The following is a 22,284-nucleotide window of genomic DNA, read 5'->3' as shown; positions in this document are numbered from 1 at the left end:
CTGAACGCGGCTTCGGCCGTGCTGACCGGGGACGGCCACCACCCCTTGGCCTCCATCGCGTCGAACTCGTGGCAGATCCCGCTGGGAATGGTGTCGCCATGGATCGTGCACGTCATCGACGTGCGGGCCGCCGCCGAGGGGGTCGGCATGTACTTCGCCTCCGGCGACACCCCGGGCCTCACCGTCACCGACTCCGACCCGTACGCGGTGGCAGTCGGCGGCACCACCCTGGGTATCGGGGCCGCGAAGAACCGGGTGTTCGAGACCGGCTGGTCCGACGACTTCGGCTCGCTGGACGGCGGCAAGTGGACCGACCTCGGCGTCAGCGGAGGCGGCGGGGGCGTCAGCGACGTCTACCGGCAGCCGTCGTACCAGAAGGGCGTCGTCCCGGCGTCGATGGCACGGGTCAAGGTGGCCCACAAGACGGTGCTCGGCCGGACCGTGCCCGACATCGCCGCCGACGCCGACCCCGACACCGGCATGCTGACCGGCTACACCGACACGGACAGCGACGGGAACCCAGGGCGCTACCGCACCGTGTCGAGCGCCGGCACCAGCCTGGCCACCCCGCTGGTCGCGGGTCTCGTCGCCGACGCCCAGCAAGGACGGAAGTCGCCCTACGGCTTCATCAACCCGCTGCTCTACCGCCTGGCCCGCACCCATGCGTGCCACGACGCCCTGCCGATTAGCACGTCCACGCCGCAGCGCAACCGGGCCGCGTACATCGCGCCCGACGACACCTCCACCAGCGCGAACGTCGACGTCTTCGACGCCCAAAAACGCCCCGACACCCAGCAGGTGACCGCCAAGGGCTACGACACCATGACCGGCATCGGCACCCCCAACGGCGCCGCCTTCATCGCCGCCCTGCGCCGCGGCTACTGGATCCATCCCGGCGGCTGAGGCCGCCGGGATGGATCCACCGAGCGAGGCCGTGTCGATGGACAGTGACGTGCTCATCCGAGACGGGCGCGGCCACCCTGCACGCCACCAGTTCCTCCAACTCCTGCAGGCGGACTCAGAGGAAGTTGCCCACCAGATCGACCACCCCGTCCAGGCCCAGTGACAAGTATCGCGACCAGGTGACAACTATCTCGACCAATCACAGCAGGCCCAAGGCGGCCATCAGCAAAGCCTGCGTTGTCGGTGACGGCTGCAAGGCTGGTCCGTTGACTTCCTCCCCCTCCTGAAGGAGGGGGATTCCTACGGCTCGCGCTGTAGGGGTTCCTGCTTCAACGCCGGCTGCCCGCCAGGAGTGCTCCCGTGAGGTCTTACACCGGCTCCACAGGCCGAGACGGCCAGCCCGGCCGCCTTGATGGTGCAGGCCGCGTTGATGTCGCGGTCATGTACGGCGCCGCAGTCGCACGTCCACGCGCGGACATTCAGCGCCATCCTCGCCGCGACCGTGCCGCAGGCCCCGCACAGCTTGCTGCTGGGGAAGAAGCGGTCGACCACGACGAGTTCACGCCCATACCAAGCGCACTTGTACTCCAGCATCGACCTCAGATGCCTCCACGACACATCCGAGATGGCACGCGCCAGTGTGTGGTTGTTCAGCAGGTTGCGGACGGTGAGGTCCTCGATCACGACCGTTTGGTTCTTACGGACGAGCCGGGTCGACAGTTTGTGCAGGTGGTCGCGGCGCCGGTCGGCGATCCGCGCATGCACGCGGGCAACCCTGCGACGGGCCTTCTCCCGGTTCGCCGAGCCCTTCGCCTTCCGCGACAACTCCCGCTGCGCACGGGCCAGACGAGCACGGTCGCGGCGCTCGTGCCGGGGGTTGGCGACCTTCTCGCCGGTGGACAGCGTCACCAGGGAGGTGATCCCGGCGTCGATGCCAACCGCGTTCTTCGTGGCCGGAGCCGGGGTGATGCAGTCCTCGCACAGCAGCGACACGAACCAGCGTCCCGCACTGTCACGGGACACCGTCACCGTGGTCGGCTCCGCGCCCTGGGGCAGCGGACGCGACCAGCGGATGTCCAGGGGGTCGGCCATCTTCGCCAACGTCAGCCGTCCCTCACGCCACGTGAAGGCACTGCGCGTGTACTCGGCCGACGCACGGGATTTCTTCCGGGACTTGAAACGCGGATACTTCGCCCGCTGGGCGAAGAAGTTCCCGAACGCCGTCTGCAGATGGCGCAGCGCCTGCTGCAGCGGGACCGAGGACACCTCCGTCAGGAAGGCCAGCTCCCCGGTCTTCTTCCACTCCGTGAGTGCGGCGGAGGACTGCACGTAGGACAGACGGCGCTGCTCTGTGTACCAGGCCCGCGTGCGTTCCTCCAGCGCCTTGTTGTAGACGAGGCGGACGCAGCCGAACGTGCGCGACAACTCCGCCGCCTGCTCGCCTGTGGGGTAAAAGCGGTACGTGAACACCCGCTTGACCTGCCGCGCCATGCCTCACACCTTATCGGATTCCGTGTGATCGACAGGTTTCGGCCGGTGGATGGCGCACGCCGGTCCGCCCGGGCGGACCGGCTTTCCTGCCCTGCTTCGCAGGAGCTTCGTTTCCTCCCCCGGCTGAAGCCGGGGGTATCCACAAAGGAGAGCCCCGATGAACGGCGATGAGCAGCTGCTGAACGGCCGGGTCTACGGTGCGGAGCACGACGACCCCAACCCCGGCCCGCTCCCTCACCGGACCTACGCCGCACTGGTCGGCGGGCCGCTGGACGGCCTCCTGCTGGACATCCACGGATGGCGGACCGAGGAAGTCGACGACGGCGTCGCCCTGTCCACCGAGCTGACGCGGTGGCCCGGCGGCCGCGCCCTGTACGACCCGCACCCCGGCGAGCCCCGCACGCCAGGCCCGGGTGTGACGTGCCGCTTCTACTACTCCGGCGACACGCCCTGACACCGTCGCCCCGACCACGACCCCGAGCATCTCGACCGCAGGCCCGACCACGCTTGGTCAGCGTGCTGGCGAACCCTGACGCCGGTGGTGGAGGGCTGCTCGGGTGCCTGGTGCGGTTGGTGCTTTTAGGCTGTGTAGGATCCCGTCGCTCGTCTCCCACGGCGATCCTGTGACCTGCGGCTTCTCGCGGTGTCTCACGTCGTGGCCACTCACTCAGTCTCACGGCCCTGGCCGAATCCTCGGGATGACCGCAGAAAGATAACTCGGGGCGGCTTCCCCGCCTCAAGGGCCGGATGCGTGGGCTGTGTCCGTCATACCCGCAGGTCAGCCCCGCTCCCGGTACAGGTCCGCCGGCAGGGCTAGCGAGCCGCCGCTGACCGAGTCTGCCCGGCACCTGGCGGAGGAGTTCGCCCAGCAGCGGCGGGAGCGACGACCGGACTACCGCAAGGACTCTCGCACGCTCACCATCCTCAGGTACTGCCTGGGCGCCGGGACGGCTGTCTGCGAGCGCGCTCTGTCCACGCTCTTGCCCGGCTCGATGCGAACCGGGCGGCCAAGCCCGGTCTGCCAGTTCCTGCGCGGCCGCAGCCTGCTCGTGGGGGATCCCGAGCTCCACCGGAACGCGGATCTGGTGTGGATCAATACCGGAGGTCGATGAAGCAAATCGGCACCGCGCTGCTGTCCAACCCCGCCGTCAGCGCTAGCTGCAACTACACCAGTAGGCACGTTGGCCACTGTCGTGAGTAACTACTCCAGGCGTCCACACACAGCTACACGACCGCCTTCTGGGCTGCCGCCCCGTCCGCGGTCACGGCTGCCCTGGCGACGTTTCCTGGTCTGGCCCTGTACGTGAGTCGGGGCTCTAGGACCAGCCAGCCGGAACCCACCACGCCGAAAGCCCGCCGAGCTCGCTCGCGAGAAACACATGATGGCCGTCCGCGGCCGGTGCGGTGGCCAGCGCTCGGATCGGACCCGTCGCGCACAACACGGTGGACCTGCCGTCGTGCTCCCAGATCCGTACGTGATCGGAGTCGCCCGCAGTGACGAATCGCCCGTCGGATAGGGCGACGGCAGTGACGTCTCGGCCGTGGTGACCAAGGTGCGTCGGGTGCGGGAACGGTTCGGTGAGGTCCCAGAGGTAGAGGTCTCCAGGGCCGATGCCCACCGTGAGCAGGGTGGTCTCGGCCAGGGCCAGCATGATTTTGACCTTCCGACCGAGCCTGCCCAGTTCGAACGGACCGTCGATTGCGGTGAGATCCCACAGCAGCAGTTGACCATGGTCGCCGGACGCCGTGATGACGTGACGAGCGGAAACCGGAAGCAGGTGATCGACCGGTTCGACGAGCCCTGCGACGACCGCAGGGTCCGAGCCCGGAAGATCGGGGTCCCAGACCGCCAGCCCCAGCCGCCTGCCCGCGGTTACGACGTATCCGGTCGGCAGAACCGCGAGCGGAACGGCCTGTGTCCCCACGAACCCGAGGGATCGCGAGGGCTCTTCCGGGCTCGCGGGATCCCAGATCAGCAACTCTTCCAGCGCTCCGGCTTTGGTCACGGACTGGGTGACGACGTGTCCATCGGGCAGCACCGCGAGGGCGTCGACGTGGCCACCTGTGCTGCCCAACTTGGTCGGTTGCTGGCCGCCATCGGCCGGGTCCCAGACCAGCAGGTCGCCTTCCCAGCGGGACGCGCTGACTATGCGTTCGCCGGGCAGGGTGGCGAGCCTGTCGATGGGTTCATGGTAGGCGGGGCCATGCCGGTAGTGGTACCGGAAGGTGGTATCCCACCCCAGCAGTCGGCCCCCATCGCGGCCGGCGGTGATCAGGCGGTTGTGGGATACCGCCGACAGCTGGCGGACGGCCTCGCCATGGAATCCGAGTGGGATTGGCTCGCGATTGGCCCGCATCACATTCCAGTTGATCTCCTGGCCACGAGGGCCCGGTGAAGATCCCATCGTACTGAGCCACCAGACGAGCAGCCGGCCTTCAGGGCCGGATGCCGTTACAAGTTCGTCCGGAGTCATCGCGGCCGTTGTGTGCACGATGTCCTTGTGGTCGCCCTGTCTGCTCAGCTCGAACGGCGTCGTGCCAGGCTCGATCGGCTCCCACAGCAGGACTTGTCCCTCACGTTTGCCAACGGTCGCCAGGATTCCGTCCGTCAACAGGGCCATGCCGATCACCCGCTCGCCGTGCGAGCCGAGGCGAACCGGCCGCTCGTCAAGCTGGCTGGCGTGTGGCTCCCAGATGTCCAGGTGGCCTTCGGGTCCGGACGCCGTCAGCACTCGGCCGCCGGGCAGGCCGATCACCGCGTCCACAAAGTCGTTGTGGCGGCGGAGCTGCATCGGGTCCTTCGCTGGTGCGGTGAGGTCCCACACCAGCAACGGCCCAGCCACCCGGGTGGCGCTCACCAACCGTCCGTCCGGGAGCATCACAAGGTGGGCCACCAAGCCCGCACGTGCCGTGAACTCGGAGTCGGGGGCGCCTTTGGAGACCTGGCTCCAGAGGAACATCCGACCGGAGGCAGTTGCGGCGACGATCAGGTTCTCCGGTGTGCTGGTCATCGCGGTGACACCTAGGCCATGCTCGCCGAGCTCCCGCGGCCGGGATCCGGGCAGCGTCGGATCCCACAGCAGCAGCCTGCCGCGGGCGCCGCCCGCCGTCGCGATCTGGCCGTTCGACAACACGGTCAGGGCGGAGACCCCGCCCGGGTGGATGCCGAGCTCGTAGGCCAGCGCGGGGTTGGTGCGGTGGGCCCATAGCGGGAACGGCACCTTCTGATCGAGGTCGCTTAGGCGCTCCCGGCCGTACCGTTCGGTCACCAAGGCGCCGTCAAGCTGGGCTTGCAGGATTAACTGTCCGACGACGTAGCCAGGTCGCTCGGTGGGAAGCGGAGGGCGAAGATTGTGCGCTTGCGCCACGATCAGCTTGTCCGCGATCGAGGTACCCACCTCCGTGACGAGCCTGGCATTGCGCATGTGAGGGAGCACAGCGTCGACGCCGATGCTGCGAACGGCGGTGTCCTGCCAGCCGATGTCCGTGACGAATACGTGAAACCGCTCCCGGTCAAGGGCGGCCAGCACGGCGGGGTACGAGTCCAGGAGGTAGCGAGGGGTCGTGTCCGTCGGCCAGCCCTGAGCTTGCCATTCCTGCGCCCATTGATGGATCCGGGCTTGGAACTCCAGCTCACTGGTGTCCTCGCCGTTCGCGCAGTAGTCGAGGAGGGCAGCATGGGCGAACTGGTACCTGCGCTGCCCTTCCGCGCCTACTGGCTGCAGGCTGCGGGCCGCGCGTTCCGTAGCGAACCGCCGGATGGTTCGCGGGCGTTGGCCGGTGAGAGCAGTCAGGTCGTCGACGGCAAGCGGCCCGGACGCGGCGGCCAGGAGACCGAGCACCTCGACAGCCAGGTCGGCCTGCGGATCGTTGCCCCGGAGGAGCTCCTCGATTTCCTGTCTGGCCCGCTGCTCCACTGCCCGTGCCTCTGAGCTCTGCCGCAGGGGCGTGGGGGTGACACCTCGCAGCGGGTGGTCGACCGGTAGATCGGTCGGCAGGTCGGGGTGTGGCCGGCTGGTCACCAGCACGTGCGCGGCTCCGCCCGCAAGCGTAGGCAGGAGAGCGGCCACGCTCGGCGACCCTGGCGGCTGCAGGTCTTCGTCGAGCGCGTCGACGACCAGTAGGAGGTGGCGGTTGTGCTGCGCAGCCCACGCCGTCGCACGTTCCCAGAGCGCCCGGAACCCATGCAGGTCGGGATCTGGTGGGTCGTCGTCGAGCAGGTACGCGAGCTGCGGAACGACCGCGGCGAGGAAGTGGTTGCTGTCGGCGTCGGCTTCCCGCCGGGACAGGAAGTACGCCACCACGCGGACCTGCGGCGGCATCGCCCCCAGCACGACCTCCGCTGCCAGCGAGGTCTTGCCGGCCCACGCACCGCCGACCATCCAGCGATAGCTCTGGTCGCTGACGGCGAAGGCCGCGACGTCGGCGAGCTCGCGCTCCCGGTTCAGCAGCAGAGAAGTACGCGCGTGGATCTCGCGCAGCGTCGCGGTGTAGGCGGGGCGCTGCCGTTCGCCGCTGGGCGCGGGCATGAGTACCAGCCCGGCCGCGCACTCCACGCCGAGCTTTGGCCACCAGAGCTCGGCGTTGCTCAACCGTTCGAGGTGCGTGAGCGGCGTGACGGTGAGCGCCGATGCCCCTTCGCGGGGGGCGTGCTCGGTAACGACGCCGACGAGGTATTCGCCTGCCCAGACAGGTGCGCCCGACATGCCGGACCACTCCGTCTGGGCCAACAACTGCCCGTGCTGCGGCAACGGCCGAGGGGACGCGGTGACGTGCAGTGTGAGCAATTCGCTGACCAGGTTCGCCAGCACGGAGATGTGCCCGCTGACGCCTACCGTGTCCCTGACCGTGGCACCCTGCGTAGTACGTTCTTTGAAAGCCGGGTAGCCGACAGTGTGGCAGCGATCGATGACCTCGGGTACGGCACTTCCACGGTCCACCGCAGCAGCCAAGAGCGCTGGGAAGCCTGTGTCCTCGTCGAGCTCGACCAGCGCGAGGTCGACGGACTCCGGATCACCGACATAGGCGGGATCCACGCGAGCTGCGCGCTGGCGCTTGTCGCGTCCCCGTACCCAGACCGTGTCAGCCCCCACCACGGCATGCGCCGCGGTGAGCACAGTTCGCCCGGACATGACGCAGCCGGATCCGTACCGGTATCTCGGCGAGGTGCTCGGACCGAAGTCGCTGACAACCTCGACCACCCGGTCTGCCAGGGCCACCACGACGGGACTAGCCCTTCACCTGGTCTCCGGCCGAGACCACCTTGACCCGGTTGCCGGCTTGGTCGACGGGCGCGTCGAACACCACGGTGATCGCCTGCAGGCTTTCCTTCTGCCACCCGGTGCCAGCGCCCAACTCGGCGTTGACGAACGGAATCTTGAAGCCCGCCTTGCCGTCTGCCGAGCGCGTGGCGGCTACCTTCAGCTCGATCGTGATGCTCTGGATCGGGAACTGGATGTCCTGGTGACTCGGATCGCGCTGAGCGGCAAGTAGCTCGGCACGTAGCGTCTGGATGGCCTCGGTGAGTCCAATCCCCGGTATCCCCTGGTCCTCGCCGGCCATCCAACCCTCCACTCGACATCCACTGCTGTCCAGGACCAGTGTCGCAGGCCCGGTCGGCGGCGCGCCCCTATTCGGCTCCCGTCCTGCTCGACTGATCGACGACTTCACCGCCTCGACGGCGAAACACTGAGCGTGATGGCAGGACGATCATGGTGTACCCCCTCCCCCCACACACACGAGCCGGTTGCCGACCAGCCACGCTGTTAGGACACTGGGGGCCACGTCGCACGGCAGTGGACCGTGCCGGAGATGCCCCGTAGCGCTCCAGCCGCGACAGCGGCCTGGCCTGGCCTGGCCTGGCCATGAGATGAGTTGATCAGCGGGATATCGAAGCACACATACTCGAACTCACTTTTTGTACCACCGCGACCTTGAGGGAAATGTTCATGGCGGAGCGCGAGGCGACCCGGTCGGAATTGATGGCCGGGCAGCTGGGAATTTGGCACGCCCAACAACTCGCCCCCGACGACCCTCGCTACAACATCGGCGAGTACTTCGAGTTCCGGGGCCCGTTGGATCTCACCGCGTTCGAGGAAGCACTGCGGAGGACCCTGCGCGAGGTCGACGCGTTCCATCTGCGGTTCGGTGGTGACGGCGCGGACGTGTGGCAGGTCGTGGGGGACCGCGACGACTGGACATTGTGCCGGGTGGACGTCAGCGCCGAGGCCGACCCACGTGCGGCGGCGGCGGAGTGGATGCGGGCCGACATGGGCTGCCCCGTGGATCTCCAGGAGGGCCCGCTGTTCACCTCGGCGCTCCTCACCGTCGGCGACGACCACTATTTCTGCTATCAGCGGTGCCACCACATTGCCATCGACGGGTTCAGCGGCTCGGTCATCCTGGCACGCGTCGCACAGGTCTACGACGCGTTGACGGTCGGCGGCGACCCGGACGAGGGGCGGTTGGCGCCGGTTTCCGTCCTGTTCGAGGACGAGGGAGCCTATCGCGCATCGGCGGACCGCGCCGCGGACGAGGTGTACTGGAGAGAGACGCTCGCGCAGCCGCCCGCGCCGCTCGATTTCGGGGGACGTGGCACCGCGGGTGCGCGGTCGCGGGCAACGGTGCGTGCGACACACCCGATCGGTCCGGCCGGGACGGAGGCGCTGCGCGAGGCGGCCCGGGGGCTGCGGACGAGTCTGTCCGGCCTGGTCATCGCCGCCTCGGCGGTGTACGTGCACCGCGTCACGGGGGCGGAGGACTTTCTTGTGGGCATCCCTGTGCTCGGTCGCCCGGGGTCCCGGCGGCTCCGGATACCCGGCATGACCTCGAACGTCCTTCCCGTTCGCTGCCGCGTGCAGGCCGGCATGTCGCTGGGCGAGGTGGCGGCGGAGGTCACGGCGTCGGTGCGGCGCGGGCTGCGGCACCAGCGGTACCGCTACGAGGACATGCTCCGCGACCTGAGGCTCGTCGAGCGGGGCACTCTCGCCGACTTCCGTGTGAACGTGATGTCGTTCGACCACTCGGCGATGTCCTTCGGCGGGTGTGTGGTCAGCGGCCGGAACCTGTCGAACGGGCCGGTGGACGACGTGTCGCTCGCCGTGTACGACAGGCGAGGCGGTGACGGCATGGAGATCGTCGTCGACGCCGCCGCCGACAGGTACGACGCGCACGACGTCGGTGAGCACGTCGACAGGTTTCGGCGCGTGCTTGACTGGGCGGTCCGGTCCGGGGCCGACGCGACGGTGGGTGATGCCGAGTTGCTCGGCGACACCGAGCGTGGACGCGTCCTGGCCCTGGGCAGCCGTCCGGCGCCTACGGTGTCCGGAGCGGCGCTGCCGGAGCTGTTCGAGGCGCAGGTGGCACGCGCTCCGGGAGCGACGGCGCTGACGCACGGCGCCCAGGCGCTGTCGTACGGAGAGCTGAACGCGCGGGCCAACCGGCTCGCGCGCCTGCTGCGGTTCCGGGGTGCAGGGCCGGACACGCGCGTGGCCGTAGTGCTGGAGCGTTCCGCCGGGCTGGTGGTGGCGATCCTGGCGACGCTGAAGGTCGGCGCGGCCTACGTCCCGGTCGATCCCGGCTATCCGCCAGAGCGCATCGCCTCTTTACTGGAGGACTCCATGCCCCTGCTGGCGGTGACCGATACCGCGTCCGCCGGTGCGGTATCGGGCGGGGTGCCCGTCGTGGTGTCGGACGATCCGGGGACGGCCGAATGGCTGGCGGGGCTGAGCGGGGCGAACCTCACGCCGGGCGTGGACGCGCGGCAGCCGGCCTACGTGATCTTCACGTCCGGTTCGACGGGGCGGCCGAAGGGGGTCGCCGTGACGCACGGCAGCGTCGTGAGTCTGCTCGCGGCGACTCGTGAGCGCTTCGCGTTCGGCCCGCAGGACGTGTGGACGCTGTTCCACTCGTTCGCCTTCGACTTCTCTGTGTGGGAGCTGTGGGGGGCACTGCTGCACGGCGGCCGGCTCGTTGTCGTGCCGTTCTCGGTCTCGCGTTCGCCGGCGCAGTTCCTCGCGCTGCTGGTGAGTGAGCGGATCACGGTGCTGAACCAGACCCCCTCGGCCTTCTACCAGCTGGTGCGCGCCGACGAACAGGCACCGCGGCTGTCCGCGCGGCTGGAGCTGCGCACGGTGGTCCTCGGCGGCGAGGCACTGGACCATGCGCGTCTGCAGGGGTGGTTCGCACGGCACGGCGCCAAGTCGCCGAGCCTGGTGAACATGTACGGGATCACCGAGACGACGGTCCACGCGAGCTGCCAGGAGCTGCCTGTGGAGTCCGGATCGGCGCGGGCGTCGAGCGTGATCGGTCCGCCGTTGCCGGGCCTGGAGGCGTACGTGCTGGACGCGCGGCTGCGTCCGGTGCCGGTGGGCGTGGCGGGCGACCTCCATCTGGCGGGTGCCCAGCTCGCACACGGTTACCTGGGGCGCCCCGGCCTGACGGCGGAGCGGTTCGTCGCCTGTCCGTTCGGGGAACAGGGCAGGCGCATGTACCGGACCGGGGACGTCGTCCGGTGGAACCGTGAGGGGCGTCTTGAGTACCTCGGGCGCTCGGACTCGCAGGTCAAGGTGCGGGGTTTCCGGATCGAGCCGGGCGAGGTGGAGGCGCGGCTCGCCGCCCATACCACGGTGGGCGAGGCCGCCGTCGTGGTACGTGAGGACTCCCCTGGCGACCGGCGTCTCGTCGGCTACACGACATCGGCCGGCGGTCTCGACATCGCTGAGCTGCGGGCGTGGGTGGCGGCAGCGTTGCCCGAGCACATGGTGCCCGCTGCCTTCGTCGAGCTGCCCGCCCTCCCCCTCACGGTCAACGGAAAGCTCGACCGGGCGGCGCTGCCGGCTCCCGATTACGCGGCACCCCACGACGGTGCGCACCGGGAGGCGGCCACACCGGACGAGGAACTGCTGTGCACGACGTTCGCGCAGGTTCTCGGCGTCGACCGGGTGGGTGTCGACGACAACTTCTTCGAGCTGGGCGGCCACTCCCTGCTGGTGGTACAGCTGGTGGAGGCGTTGCGCGCCCAGGGGATACGGCTGGACGTCCGCGCCGTGTTCTCGGCACCGACCGCGGCCGGCCTCGCCTCGGCGCTCGGCGCGCCGGGCGCCGCGACAGAAGTACCGCCGAACCTGGTGACGCCCGGAACCCGGGCGATCACCCCGGAAATGCTGACGTTGGTCGAGCTGACCCAGGGGGAGATAGACCGGGTGCTCACCACCGTCCCGGAGGGGGCAGCGGACGTGCAGGACATCTATCCGCTGACCTCCCTCCAGGAGGGCATGCTCTTCCACCACGCCCTGGCGCAGGAGGGCGACCCGTACGTGATCTCGGGCCTGCTGGCCGTCGACTCGCGGGAAAGGCTCGACGCGTTCCTCGACGCACTCCACAAGGCCGTCGAGCGTCACGACGTCCTACGGACCGCGGTGGTGTGGCGGGGACTTCCGCTGCCGGTCCAGGTGGTGCGGCGGCGCGCGGAGCTGCCGGTCCGGTGGCTCGGGCAGGGCTCGGCCGCGGACCTGGCGAGTGCGGTCGACGCGCGCCGGTACCGGATGGATCTCGAAGCGGCACCCCTGCTGCGGGTCTCCACCATGTTCGACGCGGAACACGGGCGCTGGCTCGTCTCGCTGCTGCTGCACCACCTGGTGGACGACAACACGTCGCTGCAGTTTCTGCTCGCCGAGATCGGCGCGCACATGGCGGGAACCGGCGGACGGCTGCCGGACCCCGTGCCGTACCGCACGGTGGTCGCCCGGTCGCTCCTCGACGCCCAGGAGGCGGAGCACGACGGGTTCTTCCGGCGGATGCTGGACGGGGTGACCGGGCCGACAGCACCGTTCGGCGTTCTGGACGTGCAGGGGAACGGCCTCGGCGTCGACGAAGCACGGACGTGGCTCGACACGGAGCTGGCAGCGCGCGTACGAGGGACGGCGCGAGCAGCGGGGGTTTCTCCGGCGACGCTGTTCCACGTCGCTTGGGGACGGGCCCTGGCACGCACCACCGGCCAGGACGACGCGGTGTTCGGCACGGTGCTGTTCGGGCGGGGCGGCGCGCACGCGCAGCGAGGGATCGGCGCCTTCATCAACACGCTGCCGGTCCGGGTGGCGGCGGGCGCGCGAGACGCCGCTGCGTGCGTGCGAAGCACGCACCGGCTCCTGGCCGAGCTCATGCGCCACGAACACGCCTCGCTGGCACGGGCGCAGCGGTGCGGTGCGGTGGACGCCGGACTGCCGCTGTTCACGACCGTCCTCAACTACCGGCACGCCACGTCCGTCGTACTGGAACCGGGGGTGACGGAGATAGTGCCGGGCGTCACGCTCCTGGCCGGCGAGGAGCGGACGAACTACCCGGTTTTCCTGTCGGTCGACGACTCCGCGGACGGCTTCCTGCTCGTCGCCCAGGCGCTCCCGTCGATCGGCACCGACTGGGTGCGCACCGCACTGGTCGAAGCCCTGCACCACGTGGTCTCGGAGCTGGAGTCCACACCGGATTCGCCGACCCGAGATCACACCCTGCCGAAGACCACGGCGCCCACCCTCCCGCCCTTGCCCGCCCCACGTGTCGGCCGGGTGACCCCGCCAGGCTCGGAGGCAGTCCTGTCCAAACTCTTCGCCGAGATACTCGACATACCCTCCGTCGGCGCCGACGACGACTTCTTCGCGCTGGGCGGCCATTCGCTGCTCGCCCTGCGGATGACCGGCAGGGTGCTGGCCGCGCTGGACATCGAACTCCCGGTGCGCGCGCTGTTCGAGAACCCGACCGTCGCCGGGCTCGCCCGCCGGCTCAACCTCGCTTCGGAACAGCCACCCAAAGACAGCCCACTGCCGCACACAGCTTGTCCGTAACGTGAGCCGGCCCCTTTCACCGCGGAGATACCTATGCTTGCGCTGGGTTCGGGTCAGCCGCATGGTGCCCGAGGAGGAGCCGCTCTGCGTTCAGGCGAGCGAGCTTCGTCTTGTCCGGCGCGCTGATCGGGGCGGTGTCCACGAACTCCGGTGCGCCGGTGGTGCTCGTGTACCCGGCCGCGCCGTAGGGGTCGTCGGCGCCGTACATCACGCGGTCCGGTCCGAGCACGTCGAGCGCCTGGGCCAGCATGCGGTGGCTGAAGATGCCGCCGGCGGTGACGTTGAGGTTAGCTGTGATGTAGTCGAGGACTCGCCGCTGCAGATGTGTCCTCGCCGCGCTGAGCAGGTCGGCGCGATCGGCGAACGGCACGAGCATTTCACCCCAGTGCCCCAGGATGATCTGCAGATCCGGGTGGCGATCGAACGTGCCGGCCAGGATGAGCCGGAGCGTGGCCAGGCCGGCGTCTGCGTGCCAGCCCCAGCCGCCGGCGGCGAGGACCATGTTGGTGAAGTCGTCGAATCCGCTGAAGTAGGCGTCGCGCACCGGCTTGGGCGGCAACGCAGGGTGAATGTAGAGCGGTACCTGGAGGTGGGCGGCGACTTCGAACACGGGCCGGAACATGTCGTGGTCGAAGTAGGCCTCGCCGGTGCGCGGAAACAGCATGGCACCGACGAGGTGGAGTCGGGTGACACAGCGTTCCAGTTCGTCCGCCGCGGCCTGCGGATCGGGGGTCGGCAGCGTGGCGAACGCGGCGAGGCGGTCGGGTCGGCGCTTCACCGCGTCGGCGGGAGAGTCGTTCGCGTCGCGAGCCAGCGGGACGGCTTCGGCGGCCGGCAGGGGCTGGGTGCCGGGTGTCGTTATGGACAGGACCTGCAGGTCCACACCAGCGGCGTCCATCCGCGCCAGGCGTTCGTCGCCGACGCGGTGAAGGACACGAGTGCCGAGGCGATCACCCGGCTGCGCGCGCTCGGCCTGACTCCGGTGCTACTGACCGGCGACAACCGGGCCGTGGCCGAGTCCGTCGCCCGCGAGGTCGCCATCGCGCCCGAGGACGTCATCGCCGAGGTGCTGCCGCAGGACAAGGTCGACGTCGTCAAGCGCCTTCAGGGCGAGGGCCGTTCGGTGGCGATGGTCGGCGACGGCGTCAACGACGCGGCCGCCCTGGCCCAGGCGGATCTGGGGCTGGCCATGGGCACGGGTACGGACGCCGCGATCGAAGCGGGTGACCTGACGCTCGTGCGCGGTGACCTGCGTGCCGCGGCCGACGCCATCCGGCTGGCCCGCAGGACCTTCGGCACCATCCGTTCCAACCTGTTCTGGGCGTTCGCCTACAACGTCTCCGCGCTGCCGCTCGCCGCGGCCGGCCTACTCAATCCGATGATCGCCGGAGCGGCGATGGCCTTCTCCTCGGTCTTCGTGGTCGGCAACTCCCTGCGCCTGCGCTCGTTCCGCACCGCGGGCTGAACCGCCCGCACGCTCGGCCGACTCGGCATTGACCCTCGGCGATAAACCTTGCAACACTGTTTGGTCTTGCTCACGAACGGGGGAAAGCACGGGGGTTGACGGCTTTGAACGAGCACACTGTCGGGAGCTTCGCGCGGATACTGGCTGAGAGGGCAATGCGCTCGCCCGATGTCGTCGCGTACCGGTTCGTCGCCGACGACGAGTCGGCCGTCGAGATCACGTACGCCCAACTCGACGCGCGGGCACGCGCGGTCGCGGCCCGCATCATGACGGCCACCGGGGGACGGCGCGAACCGGCCTTCCTGCTGTTCGCGCCCGGCCTCGACTATCTCGCGGGCCTGTTCGGCTGTTTCTACGCGGGCGTGCCGGCGGTCCCCGCCTTCCCGCCCGACCCGGCACGGCTCGCGCGCACGATGCCCCGCCTCGCCGCCATCATCGAGGACGCCGGTTCGGACGTCGTCCTGACCACCTCGGACATCGCGCCGTTCGTGGAGGACCGGCTCGCCACCGCGCTCGGCGACCGCACCCCTCGTACGGTCGCGACCGACGTCGTCGACGTCAGCGAGGGGGCCGCGTCGACGCCCCTGTCCCGGCCGGATGCGCCGGCGCTGCTGCAGTACACCTCGGGATCGACGTCGCTGCCGCGCGGCGTGATGCTCACCCAAACACAACTGGTCGACAACTGCCGTGAGATCGCCCGCGGGTTCGGGATTCACCAGGACAGTTCGGGCGGCCTGTGGCTGCCTCCGTACCATGACATGGGGCTGATCGGCGGCATCCTCACCCCGCTGTACTCCGGCATACCGGTGACGCTGATGTCGCCGGTGACGTTTCTGCGGCGTCCCCTGTCGTGGCTGGCCATGGTCTCCCGCTACCGCTCGACGATCATCGGCGCCCCGAACTTCGCCTACGCCCTGTGCGTGCGGCGCGCGACCGACATCGATGTCAGCGGGCTCGACCTGTCCGGCGTGTCGAACTCACCTTCACCGGCGCCGAGCCCGTGCGCGCCGAGACGCTCACCCGCTTCGTCGAACGCTTCGGACAGTGCGGTTTCCGGGCCGAGTCGTTCTACCCGTGCTACGGGCTCGCGGAGGCGACGTTGTTCGTGACCCGTGGCACACGGTTGGGCGGATGGCGTTCGGTGTCCGTCGCCCGGGACCCGCTCGAAGTCGAGGGCATCGCCCGGCCCGCCGAGCCCGCCGATGCGTCACGGTCGCTGGTCGGCTGCGGTAGCCCGGGCCCGGACACCCGGCTACTGATCGTGGACCCAGGTTCCCACGAACCCCTGGACGACGGAGCGGTGGGCGAGATCTGGGTGAACTCCCCGAGCGTCGCCCGTGGTTACTGGCGCCGACCCGAAGAGTCCACCGCCACCTTCGGCGCCAGAACCTCGACCGGGGAGGGCCCCTACCTGCGCACCGGCGACCTCGGATTCCTCCTCGACGGCGAACTGTTCGTGGCCGGGCGTATGAAGGACCTGATCGTCATCAACGGACGCAACCACCATCCGGTCGACATCGAGCGGGTCTGCGAGTCGTCGGTCGCCGGGATCCGACGCAACTGCGGTGCCGCGTTCGCCGTCGAGGACGACGAGAGGGCTACCGAGCGGCTCGTGCTGGTCTACGAGGCCGATCCGGGCGGCGAGGAGCAGTACGCGGCGTCCGTCGACAGCATCCGGCGCACCGTCTCGATGGAGCTGAGCGTTCCGCCGTACGGCGTCGTCCTGGTGCGGCCACGGACGATCCCCAAGACATCGAGCGGAAAAGTGCAGCGCTGGCTGACCCGGCGGCAGTACCTGGCCGGTGAACTCGAAGAACTCGCGCGCTGGCAGGCGGTCCGCGGCGGAGGCAAGTCCTAGGAACAGGTCTTCGGCCTCTGTCCCACGCCGGCCCGCCCCTACCGAAGGTACTGAGCAATGACCCGCTTCGCGCTGCTGATCGGCTGTCTCGTCGTGTGTGCCGTCGGGGTGCCCCGGCCGCTGTCCCGGGCAGCGTGGCCGTCGCGCTTTCCCCAGTCGGCGTTGGCCGTGTGGATGGTTCTGGTGGTGACGGTGTCGGCCGCCGCGGTCGCCGCCGTCCTGATGACAGCACGGCATGTGCTCCGGCATTCGGCGGGCGGCGCCGTGCTGAGGTGCTGTGTGGAGCCCCTCTCCTCCCCCGCCCTGAGCCGGCTCGTCGCGATCGTCTGCCTGGCGGCAACGGGGTGGGGAGCCGCCGCCGTGCTGCGCGCCGCCTTCGTCGGCGGGCGCGCGCTGCGGCGACTGCGCAAGGGGTGGCGCGGGCATGTCGCGGCGCTCGACATGCTGGCCCGCCCGATTCCGGGGCTGGCCGCCCTGGTCCTGGAGCATGCGGCTCCGGCCGCGTACTGCGTACCCACACGGGGCGGCCGCGTGGTGATCACCTCGGGTGCGCTCAGTCGGCTCACCCCGGGCGAGGGGGCCGCCGTGGTCGAGCACGAACGGGCCCATCTGCTGGGCCGTCACCACCTGTTGACGGCCGTGACCACGTCTCTCGCGCGGGCGTTCCCGCACGTGCCGCTGTTCGGACTGGCCCGCCCCGCCGTCGCCCGGCTCATCGAACTGGCCGCGGACGACCGTGCGTCACGGCACTGCCGTTCCGATGTCGTGGTCGGGGCCCTGCGCGTCCTGGCCGCGGCTACGGGCACGCCGGCCGCGCAGCGGACGGACGACGGCAGGATCCCCGAACGCATCCATCGGCTGCGCCGGATACCCACGACCAGGTCATGTCAGGCGATGACGGCCATGGCCGGTTTCCTCGCCGCGATCGGTCCGCTCCCGCTGATCACCATATGGGCGTGGACAGGCGGCTGTTGACCAGGACGCCGGCCAGCGGGGCGGGAGCACTCGTCGAGATCGACGGGTGCTCCGGAGCGCCTTCGCCAGTCGCCGCGGCCTACGGCCGTCGTGCCGCGATCAGCCGGATGCCGAGGGCGGCGTCCTCCCATGCGGCCCGCAGTATGTCTTCCAACTCGTCCGCCGTCCACGCCGCTCCGCCCGCGAGGGCGAGGCCGAGACGTGCGACCGCGGCACCGATCGGGCGTTTGGGGAGCAGTGGGCAAGGGAGGACGATCCACCCGCCCGGTGTCAACGCCTGCTCGGCGGCCGTGACGGCCCGGCGCAGGACGTCGGCGGGCAGTCCGGCGACGGGCAACCAGACGAGACCGAGCTGATCGCCCTTCTCGAAGCCCGCGAGGTCGGTGACCCTCACCTGCACGTCAACGTCCTCGGTCACCGCCGCGGGCACCCGTCGCGATTCCATGGCGAGCACCGGCACGAACGGGACGTGACGTGCCAGCACGACTGCGGACCGGCCGTCGTCGTCGGCCGCGCAGCCGATGCGCGCGCCCGCGCCGGTGAGCAGCGCCGACAGCCCTTCCAGCCGTCCGAGCAGGGAGTTGACCAGCACGTCCGCGAGCGCTGACGCCTCGTCACCGCGGCCGGGCGCGGGTTCGTGTCCCGTACCCGGCTCGGCGGCACGCAACAGCGCTCCCCCGGCCAGTGCGCGCCGTACTCGTGCGGCGAACGCCGAGGTGCGCGGGCCCCCATGAGTACCCGCTCCAGTCCCGGGTCGACGGTGTGGCGGCCGTCGCCGTCCACCCGCACCACCGAGGCGCCCGCCAGGATATCCAGGAGTCCCCGCGTGAACTCCACGGGGAGGTCTGCGGCCGCCTGTTCAAGCGTGCACGGCTGCAGCAGCCGGGCGAGTAGTCCGGTCTCCTGGGCGACACCGCAGGCCAGCGGCGACCACGCGCCCGTGGCCGCCGCCGCGAGCCGTCCGGTGAAGAGGCCCGCCGGTCCGCGCGGCATCGTCTCGGGCATCCGCCCCGACCGTACGGTGGTCAGGAGCGCGTGGGCACGGTCGAGCAGCGCGGTCAGTTCGCCGCCCCGGCCGGCGGCTCCCGTGTCAGAGGGGTCGAGCCCGGCCGCCGACACCACCTCGCGTACGGCATGGGTGAGTTGCCCGGCGTTGTCGTCGTGCGCGACGGCTTCCGCCGCGTGCAGTGCCCACCAGGAGTCCGACAGTACGGCGATGCCGCGCTCGGGGGCATCCGCGCGCACCCGCTCGCCCTCCAGGCCGACGATCGTGCGCTGTCCCATCTGGATGAGGAGGAGTTCCTGGGAGCCCTGGCCGCCGATCATGCCGGTGATGTCACGGACGAACCGCTCCCATGGGAACGCGGAGATGTAGCCCTCGCCACCCTGGAGGTTCATCACCAACTGGCCGATGCGCAGCGCGCATTCCGCCGCGTGGTGTTTCGCCACGGTGGCGAACTCGTCGAAGTACGGGTCGCGGCCCGCTGCACGGGTGCCGTCCAGCGCCCGGTAGACGCTCGCGCGCGCGGCCTGGAGGAGCACACGCATCTCACCGATGGAGCGCTCGACGTTGGGGTGGTCGAGCACCCGGCGCCCGCTGCGCCTGCGCTCGGACAGCGACTCCACGCAGTTGTCGACGACGCTCTCCAATGCGCCGAGAATGCCGCAGCCGGTCATCGTGCGGCGCCCGCGCGCATAGGTGTTCAGCTCGCTGAGCGCGTCCGCACGCCACATCAGCCGCCATGAGGGCAGGCGCACCTCGTGCAGGATCACCTGGGCCAGGCCCATGGTGCGCAGGCCCATGGTCTCCAGAGGTGTCACCGTCACGCCCGGATCGTCCTTCTCGACCACGAACGCGAGCATGTCGTTGGACACCGCGTCGCGTACGAACAGGACGAACAGATCGGCGAAGGGGCCGCCGGTGACGAAGTTCTTGGTGCCGTTCAGGATCCACTCGTCGCCCGTGGGCCGGGCGACGGTCTCGTAGTCGTAGGGGTCCCTGCTCTCGTAGGCGCCCAGCGCCACGTAGCGTCGGCCGGCCACGAGGTCCGGGATGTAGCGGTCGGTCAACTCCCGTTTGCCACTGGACAGGATCACCTCGGTGATCTCGACCGTGGTGTCGATCAGCACGCGACACCGCGCGCACCACGCCCAGCAGCGACTCGAAGGTGGCGAGTCGGCCGCCTTCGGAGACGGGCACGATGTGCTCGTGCAGTCCGGCCGCCCAGGCGGCCTCGTAGGCCGCGGTGGGTTCGGTCTCCGCCTCGTCCGCGCGCACGCCGCCGGCCAGGGACATACCGGTGTCGGGGTCGAAGGGGCAGCCGAGCCGCCGCTCGAACTCCGCCGCCGGGTCGAACGATGTCGCCAACTGGCCTTCCGTGGTGGTCATGTGCGCTCCACCACGATCGCGTGGGGTCCGCCGCCGTCGTCCTCGGCGAGTCCCAGTTCGTGGACGAAGGCGATGTCCGCGCCGTGTCGGTACGCGGTGGTGCGGACCTGGAGCAGGTCCCACAGTTGGCCGGAGCGCAGCCACATCGCGTCGATCCGGCGGATCCCCTCCGCCAGCGCGCGGCGCAGCTCGGGGGTGCTCCTGCCGTGCCGTCGTACGCATTCCTCCCGGGCGCCGCCGGCGAAGCCGATGGACTCCGCCCAGTACCACTGGTCGGCCACCTCGCAGTGATGGCGGTGGACGCGGAACGTCGGCAGGTCGGTCGGGTCCGGCGTGAGCCGTTCGCCGTTCCGCTCCAACTCGGCCCGCAGTGCGGGCACTTGGGACCGGTGCGGCGAGCGTTCGTTCTCGTCGTCCCGGAAGGCGGCGACGAGTTTCTCCGGCAGCCCCGCCGGGGTACCGGAGAGCGCCCGGTCGCCGGCGAGCCGCAGTGGTACCGAGGCGGCGCGGGTCCGTGCCGCGACACCGGCCGGTCCGGAGATCGTCGTCTCGACCTCCAGTTGCGAGGACCGGGGTCCGCGCACCCGTGCCCGGACGTCCACTCGTGCCTCGTCGGCGTCCACGAACCGCAGCGTGTTGTCGTACTCCAACTCCCAGGCCCACAGCACGAATCCGACGCGGTGTCTGGTAACCAGGGTGCGGTGGCTGCCGACGTGGTCGCGCATCCAGCGGGTTCCGGCCTGGAACCCGAGTCGTCCGACGGCGGTGGCCTGCAGTTGCGTCGGGGTGAAGAGGCCGGCGTCGAGCACGACCTCGTAGGTGGAGCTGCGCGGCATCGGCTCAGCCTCCGGACACCGCGGTGACCATGTCCACCCTGTCGTCCTCGGTGGCCTCCCGGTCCAGTTCCTCCCGGGCGAGCTGTTCGCCGTTGAGAGCGATGAGATGGGTGGCCCGCACGTTGCCCTCGCGGTCCAGCAACACCTCGCCGAGGTGGGGATAGCGGTTGGTCAGCGCGACCAGGCCGTCGCGGACGGTACGGCCGCCGATCTCGATCTCGTTCTCGTAGTTGGTGAACCGGAGCAGGACGCCCCTCACCTTGACGATCATCGCCCGGCCTCCGGGCGCGCGCAGCACAGCGTTGCACTCACGGACGCACCTCCCCCGCACCCATGAACACGAACAACACTGTTCAGGTTAGGGGGTCATCGCGACCAGGACAACAAGTCGAACGATTCTGTAAGAGTTACGGAAGGTCGGTCTCGGGCTCGTCGGCGTCGGGCAGCCGGTGCAGAGCGGAACGCAGTGCCGTCGACCGCTCCGTGCCGAGCCCTTCGACAAAGTGCAGCAGCGCCACTTCGGGGTCGGCGCTGCTCCCCAGGACCTGTGTCATAAGCCGGGCGACACAGGCATCCCGGGCCTCGACCGGGGCGTAGACGAACTGCTTTCCGCGTTTGTCGCGCTCCAGCCACCCCTTGCGGAAGAGCTTGAACATCGTGGTCATCACCGTGGTGTACGCGAGGGGTTGAGCCCGGGAGGCGTTGATCTGTCCGGTCACGTCACGGACGGACACCGGTTCGGTGGCGGACCAGATCAGGTCCATCACCTCGGCCTCCAGACTGCCCAGATTCCACATCGCCCGACCTCCCCAACCGTGCCCCGCGATGATAGCGACAGGGCACGGCACCGGCTCACTTGCGCAGCGCGGCGAGCAAGGTGCGCTCCAGCACGGACGCTGCTTCTCCCGCCCGCAGCCGCCGCGCCCCGGTCTCCCCGGTCGCGGTGTGCAGCAGGCTGTAGAAGACGGTGACCAGCCAGGTACGGGGCAGGTCGGTGCGGAAGACGCCCTCCTCCTGCCCGCGGGCGATGAGGCGGTCGACGCGGTCCAGCACCGTACGGTGCTGCCGGCGCCGGCGCGGCTCGCCGACGAGGCCCTCGGAGGCGGTCACCAGGAAGGAGTGCTGGTCGAGGATCCGCCAACAGGAATGCACCATGCGGGCCATCGCCTCGTCGGCGGGGCCGACGTCCAGCTCCTGGGCTTCCAGCGCCTTGTCCGCCTCGTTGACGGAGTAGGCCAGCACGGCCTCGAACAGCGCCTCACGCGACGGGAAGTGCGAGTAGAGCGTCACCCGGCTGACCCCCGCGGCACGCGCGACGGCGGTCATGCTCGCCTGGGAATCCTCGCGGAAGCACTCAAGACCGGCGGCGACGATCGAGACGATGCTCCGCTCCGCGTCGGCACGCCTGCGCGGGGCTCCCGACGGGCCGCCCGCCGTCCGCGCCGCACCGCCCTGCGCGGGGCGGCTGGGGGTCGTAGGCATGCGGGGAGTCTACGACAACGCTCCGCTGCCCGGTCCCGGGTGGCTCC

General features: G+C 70.1%; 16 protein-coding genes and 1 pseudogene. 7 read left to right on the top strand and 10 right to left on the bottom strand.

Going from position 1 to position 22,284, the window contains the following annotated elements:
• Nucleotides 1-903 (top strand): S8 family serine peptidase (locus M2283_RS49125; RefSeq protein ID WP_280883144.1); only part of this gene is annotated, 903 nt, incomplete at its 5' end.
• A gap of 300 nt (nucleotides 904-1,203) precedes the next feature.
• On the opposite strand, the gene M2283_RS49120 is transcribed toward M2283_RS49125, so the two are convergent.
• On the bottom strand, nucleotides 1,204-2,394 hold the full coding sequence (locus tag M2283_RS49120; RefSeq protein ID WP_280883143.1) for an RNA-guided endonuclease InsQ/TnpB family protein: 1,191 nt from the start codon (nucleotides 2,392-2,394) through the stop codon (nucleotides 1,204-1,206).
• Nucleotides 2,395-2,551: 157 nt separating this feature from the next.
• Here M2283_RS49120 and M2283_RS49115 point away from each other — a divergent pair, with 157 nt between their 5' ends.
• Nucleotides 2,552-2,848 (top strand): hypothetical protein, encoded by a 297-nt coding sequence (locus M2283_RS49115; RefSeq protein ID WP_280883142.1) that lies wholly within the window; start codon nucleotides 2,552-2,554, stop codon nucleotides 2,846-2,848.
• 862 nt (nucleotides 2,849-3,710) lie between these two features.
• Here the strand turns inward: M2283_RS49115 and M2283_RS49110 are convergent.
• Both M2283_RS49110 and M2283_RS49105 read right to left on the bottom strand, forming a co-directional pair.
• Nucleotides 3,711-7,613, bottom strand: a complete 3,903-nt coding sequence (locus tag M2283_RS49110; protein ID WP_280883141.1) for a trypsin-like peptidase domain-containing protein — start codon at nucleotides 7,611-7,613, stop codon at nucleotides 3,711-3,713.
• Nucleotides 7,614-7,623: 10 nt separating this feature from the next.
• Nucleotides 7,624-7,956, bottom strand: a complete 333-nt coding sequence (locus M2283_RS49105) for a trypco2 family protein (protein ID WP_280883140.1) — start codon at nucleotides 7,954-7,956, stop codon at nucleotides 7,624-7,626.
• Between the two features lie 386 nt (nucleotides 7,957-8,342).
• Here M2283_RS49105 and M2283_RS49100 point away from each other — a divergent pair, with 386 nt between their 5' ends.
• Nucleotides 8,343-13,232, top strand: coding sequence for a non-ribosomal peptide synthetase (locus tag M2283_RS49100; protein WP_280883139.1), 4,890 nt, complete (start codon nucleotides 8,343-8,345; stop codon nucleotides 13,230-13,232).
• 31 nt (nucleotides 13,233-13,263) lie between these two features.
• Here the strand turns inward: M2283_RS49100 and M2283_RS49095 are convergent, their stop codons facing one another.
• Complete coding sequence (locus M2283_RS49095; protein WP_280883138.1) at nucleotides 13,264-14,130, bottom strand: amidohydrolase family protein; 867 nt, start codon at nucleotides 14,128-14,130, stop codon at nucleotides 13,264-13,266.
• Between the two features lie 15 nt (nucleotides 14,131-14,145).
• Between M2283_RS49095 and M2283_RS49090 the strand changes: the two are divergent.
• The 4 genes and pseudogenes from M2283_RS49090 to M2283_RS49075 form a co-directional block, all read left to right on the top strand.
• Nucleotides 14,146-14,697, top strand: a pseudogene (locus M2283_RS49090) (HAD-IC family P-type ATPase); the annotation flags it as partial.
• Between the two features lie 155 nt (nucleotides 14,698-14,852).
• The gene (locus tag M2283_RS49085; RefSeq protein WP_280883137.1) at nucleotides 14,853-15,806 is read left to right on the top strand and encodes an AMP-binding protein; all 954 of its coding nucleotides are present in this window, start codon (nucleotides 14,853-14,855) and stop codon (nucleotides 15,804-15,806) included.
• Nucleotides 15,698-16,555 carry an AMP-binding protein gene (locus M2283_RS49080; RefSeq protein WP_280883136.1) on the top strand — a complete coding sequence of 286 codons (858 nt, stop codon included), beginning with the start codon at nucleotides 15,698-15,700 and terminating at the stop codon, nucleotides 16,553-16,555. Before M2283_RS49085 ends, M2283_RS49080 begins: the two co-directional genes overlap by 109 nt.
• A gap of 57 nt (nucleotides 16,556-16,612) precedes the next feature.
• A complete protein-coding gene (locus M2283_RS49075) occupies nucleotides 16,613-17,530 on the top strand; it encodes a M56 family metallopeptidase (RefSeq protein ID WP_280883135.1) in 918 nt (305 codons plus the stop codon).
• A gap of 79 nt (nucleotides 17,531-17,609) precedes the next feature.
• Here M2283_RS49075 and M2283_RS49070 read toward each other — a convergent pair whose 3' ends face one another.
• The 6 genes from M2283_RS49070 to M2283_RS49045 all read right to left on the bottom strand — a co-directional run bounded on the left by M2283_RS49070 (nucleotide 17,610) and on the right by M2283_RS49045 (nucleotide 22,237).
• Nucleotides 17,610-17,948, bottom strand: coding sequence for a hypothetical protein (locus tag M2283_RS49070; protein WP_280883134.1), 339 nt, complete (start codon nucleotides 17,946-17,948; stop codon nucleotides 17,610-17,612).
• Nucleotides 17,945-19,660 carry an acyl-CoA dehydrogenase family protein gene (locus M2283_RS49065; RefSeq protein ID WP_280883133.1) on the bottom strand — a complete coding sequence of 572 codons (1,716 nt, stop codon included), beginning with the start codon at nucleotides 19,658-19,660 and terminating at the stop codon, nucleotides 17,945-17,947. The genes M2283_RS49070 and M2283_RS49065 overlap by 4 nt, the downstream gene beginning before the upstream one ends.
• 255 nt (nucleotides 19,661-19,915) lie before the next feature.
• Nucleotides 19,916-20,755 carry an acyl-CoA thioesterase gene (locus M2283_RS49060; RefSeq protein ID WP_280883132.1) on the bottom strand — a complete coding sequence of 280 codons (840 nt, stop codon included), beginning with the start codon at nucleotides 20,753-20,755 and terminating at the stop codon, nucleotides 19,916-19,918.
• 4 nt (nucleotides 20,756-20,759) lie between these two features.
• Nucleotides 20,760-21,026: a MoaD/ThiS family protein gene (locus tag M2283_RS49055; RefSeq protein WP_280883131.1), complete on the bottom strand. Its 267-nt coding sequence runs from the start codon at nucleotides 21,024-21,026 to the stop codon at nucleotides 20,760-20,762.
• A gap of 136 nt (nucleotides 21,027-21,162) precedes the next feature.
• The gene (locus M2283_RS49050) at nucleotides 21,163-21,552 is read right to left on the bottom strand and encodes a BlaI/MecI/CopY family transcriptional regulator (protein WP_280883130.1); all 390 of its coding nucleotides are present in this window, start codon (nucleotides 21,550-21,552) and stop codon (nucleotides 21,163-21,165) included.
• 55 nt (nucleotides 21,553-21,607) lie between these two features.
• On the bottom strand, nucleotides 21,608-22,237 hold the full coding sequence (locus M2283_RS49045) for a TetR/AcrR family transcriptional regulator (protein ID WP_280883129.1): 630 nt from the start codon (nucleotides 22,235-22,237) through the stop codon (nucleotides 21,608-21,610).
• Nucleotides 22,238-22,284: the final 47 nt, after the last annotated feature.

This window comes from Streptomyces pseudovenezuelae (assembly GCF_029892565.1).
Classification (GTDB): Bacteria; Actinomycetota; Actinomycetes; order Streptomycetales; family Streptomycetaceae; genus Streptomyces; species Streptomyces pseudovenezuelae_A.
The sequence above is the reverse complement of the archived record's forward strand: the minus strand, read 5'-3'. Positions and strand labels throughout refer to the sequence as shown.

Bases quoted from the DNA above. Each gene is read 5' to 3' on its own strand.
- M2283_RS49115 (WP_280883142.1), top strand. From the start codon at position 2,552: ATGAACGGCGATGAGCAGCTGCTGAACGGCCGGGTCTACGGTGCGGAG.
- M2283_RS49105 (WP_280883140.1), bottom strand. From the start codon at position 7,956: ATGGCCGGCGAGGACCAGGGGATACCGGGGATTGGACTCACCGAGGCC.
- M2283_RS49060 (WP_280883132.1), bottom strand. From the start codon at position 20,755: ATGCCGCGCAGCTCCACCTACGAGGTCGTGCTCGACGCCGGCCTCTTC.
- M2283_RS49050 (WP_280883130.1), bottom strand. From the start codon at position 21,552: ATGTGGAATCTGGGCAGTCTGGAGGCCGAGGTGATGGACCTGATCTGG.
- M2283_RS49095 (WP_280883138.1), bottom strand. From the start codon at position 14,130: ATGGACGCCGCTGGTGTGGACCTGCAGGTCCTGTCCATAACGACACCC.
- M2283_RS49045 (WP_280883129.1), bottom strand. From the start codon at position 22,237: ATGCCTACGACCCCCAGCCGCCCCGCGCAGGGCGGTGCGGCGCGGACG.
- M2283_RS49075 (WP_280883135.1), top strand. From the start codon at position 16,613: ATGACCCGCTTCGCGCTGCTGATCGGCTGTCTCGTCGTGTGTGCCGTC.
- M2283_RS49120 (WP_280883143.1), bottom strand. From the start codon at position 2,394: ATGGCGCGGCAGGTCAAGCGGGTGTTCACGTACCGCTTTTACCCCACA.
- M2283_RS49055 (WP_280883131.1), bottom strand. From the start codon at position 21,026: ATGATCGTCAAGGTGAGGGGCGTCCTGCTCCGGTTCACCAACTACGAG.
- M2283_RS49085 (WP_280883137.1), top strand. From the start codon at position 14,853: ATGCGCTCGCCCGATGTCGTCGCGTACCGGTTCGTCGCCGACGACGAG.
- M2283_RS49100 (WP_280883139.1), top strand. From the start codon at position 8,343: ATGGCGGAGCGCGAGGCGACCCGGTCGGAATTGATGGCCGGGCAGCTG.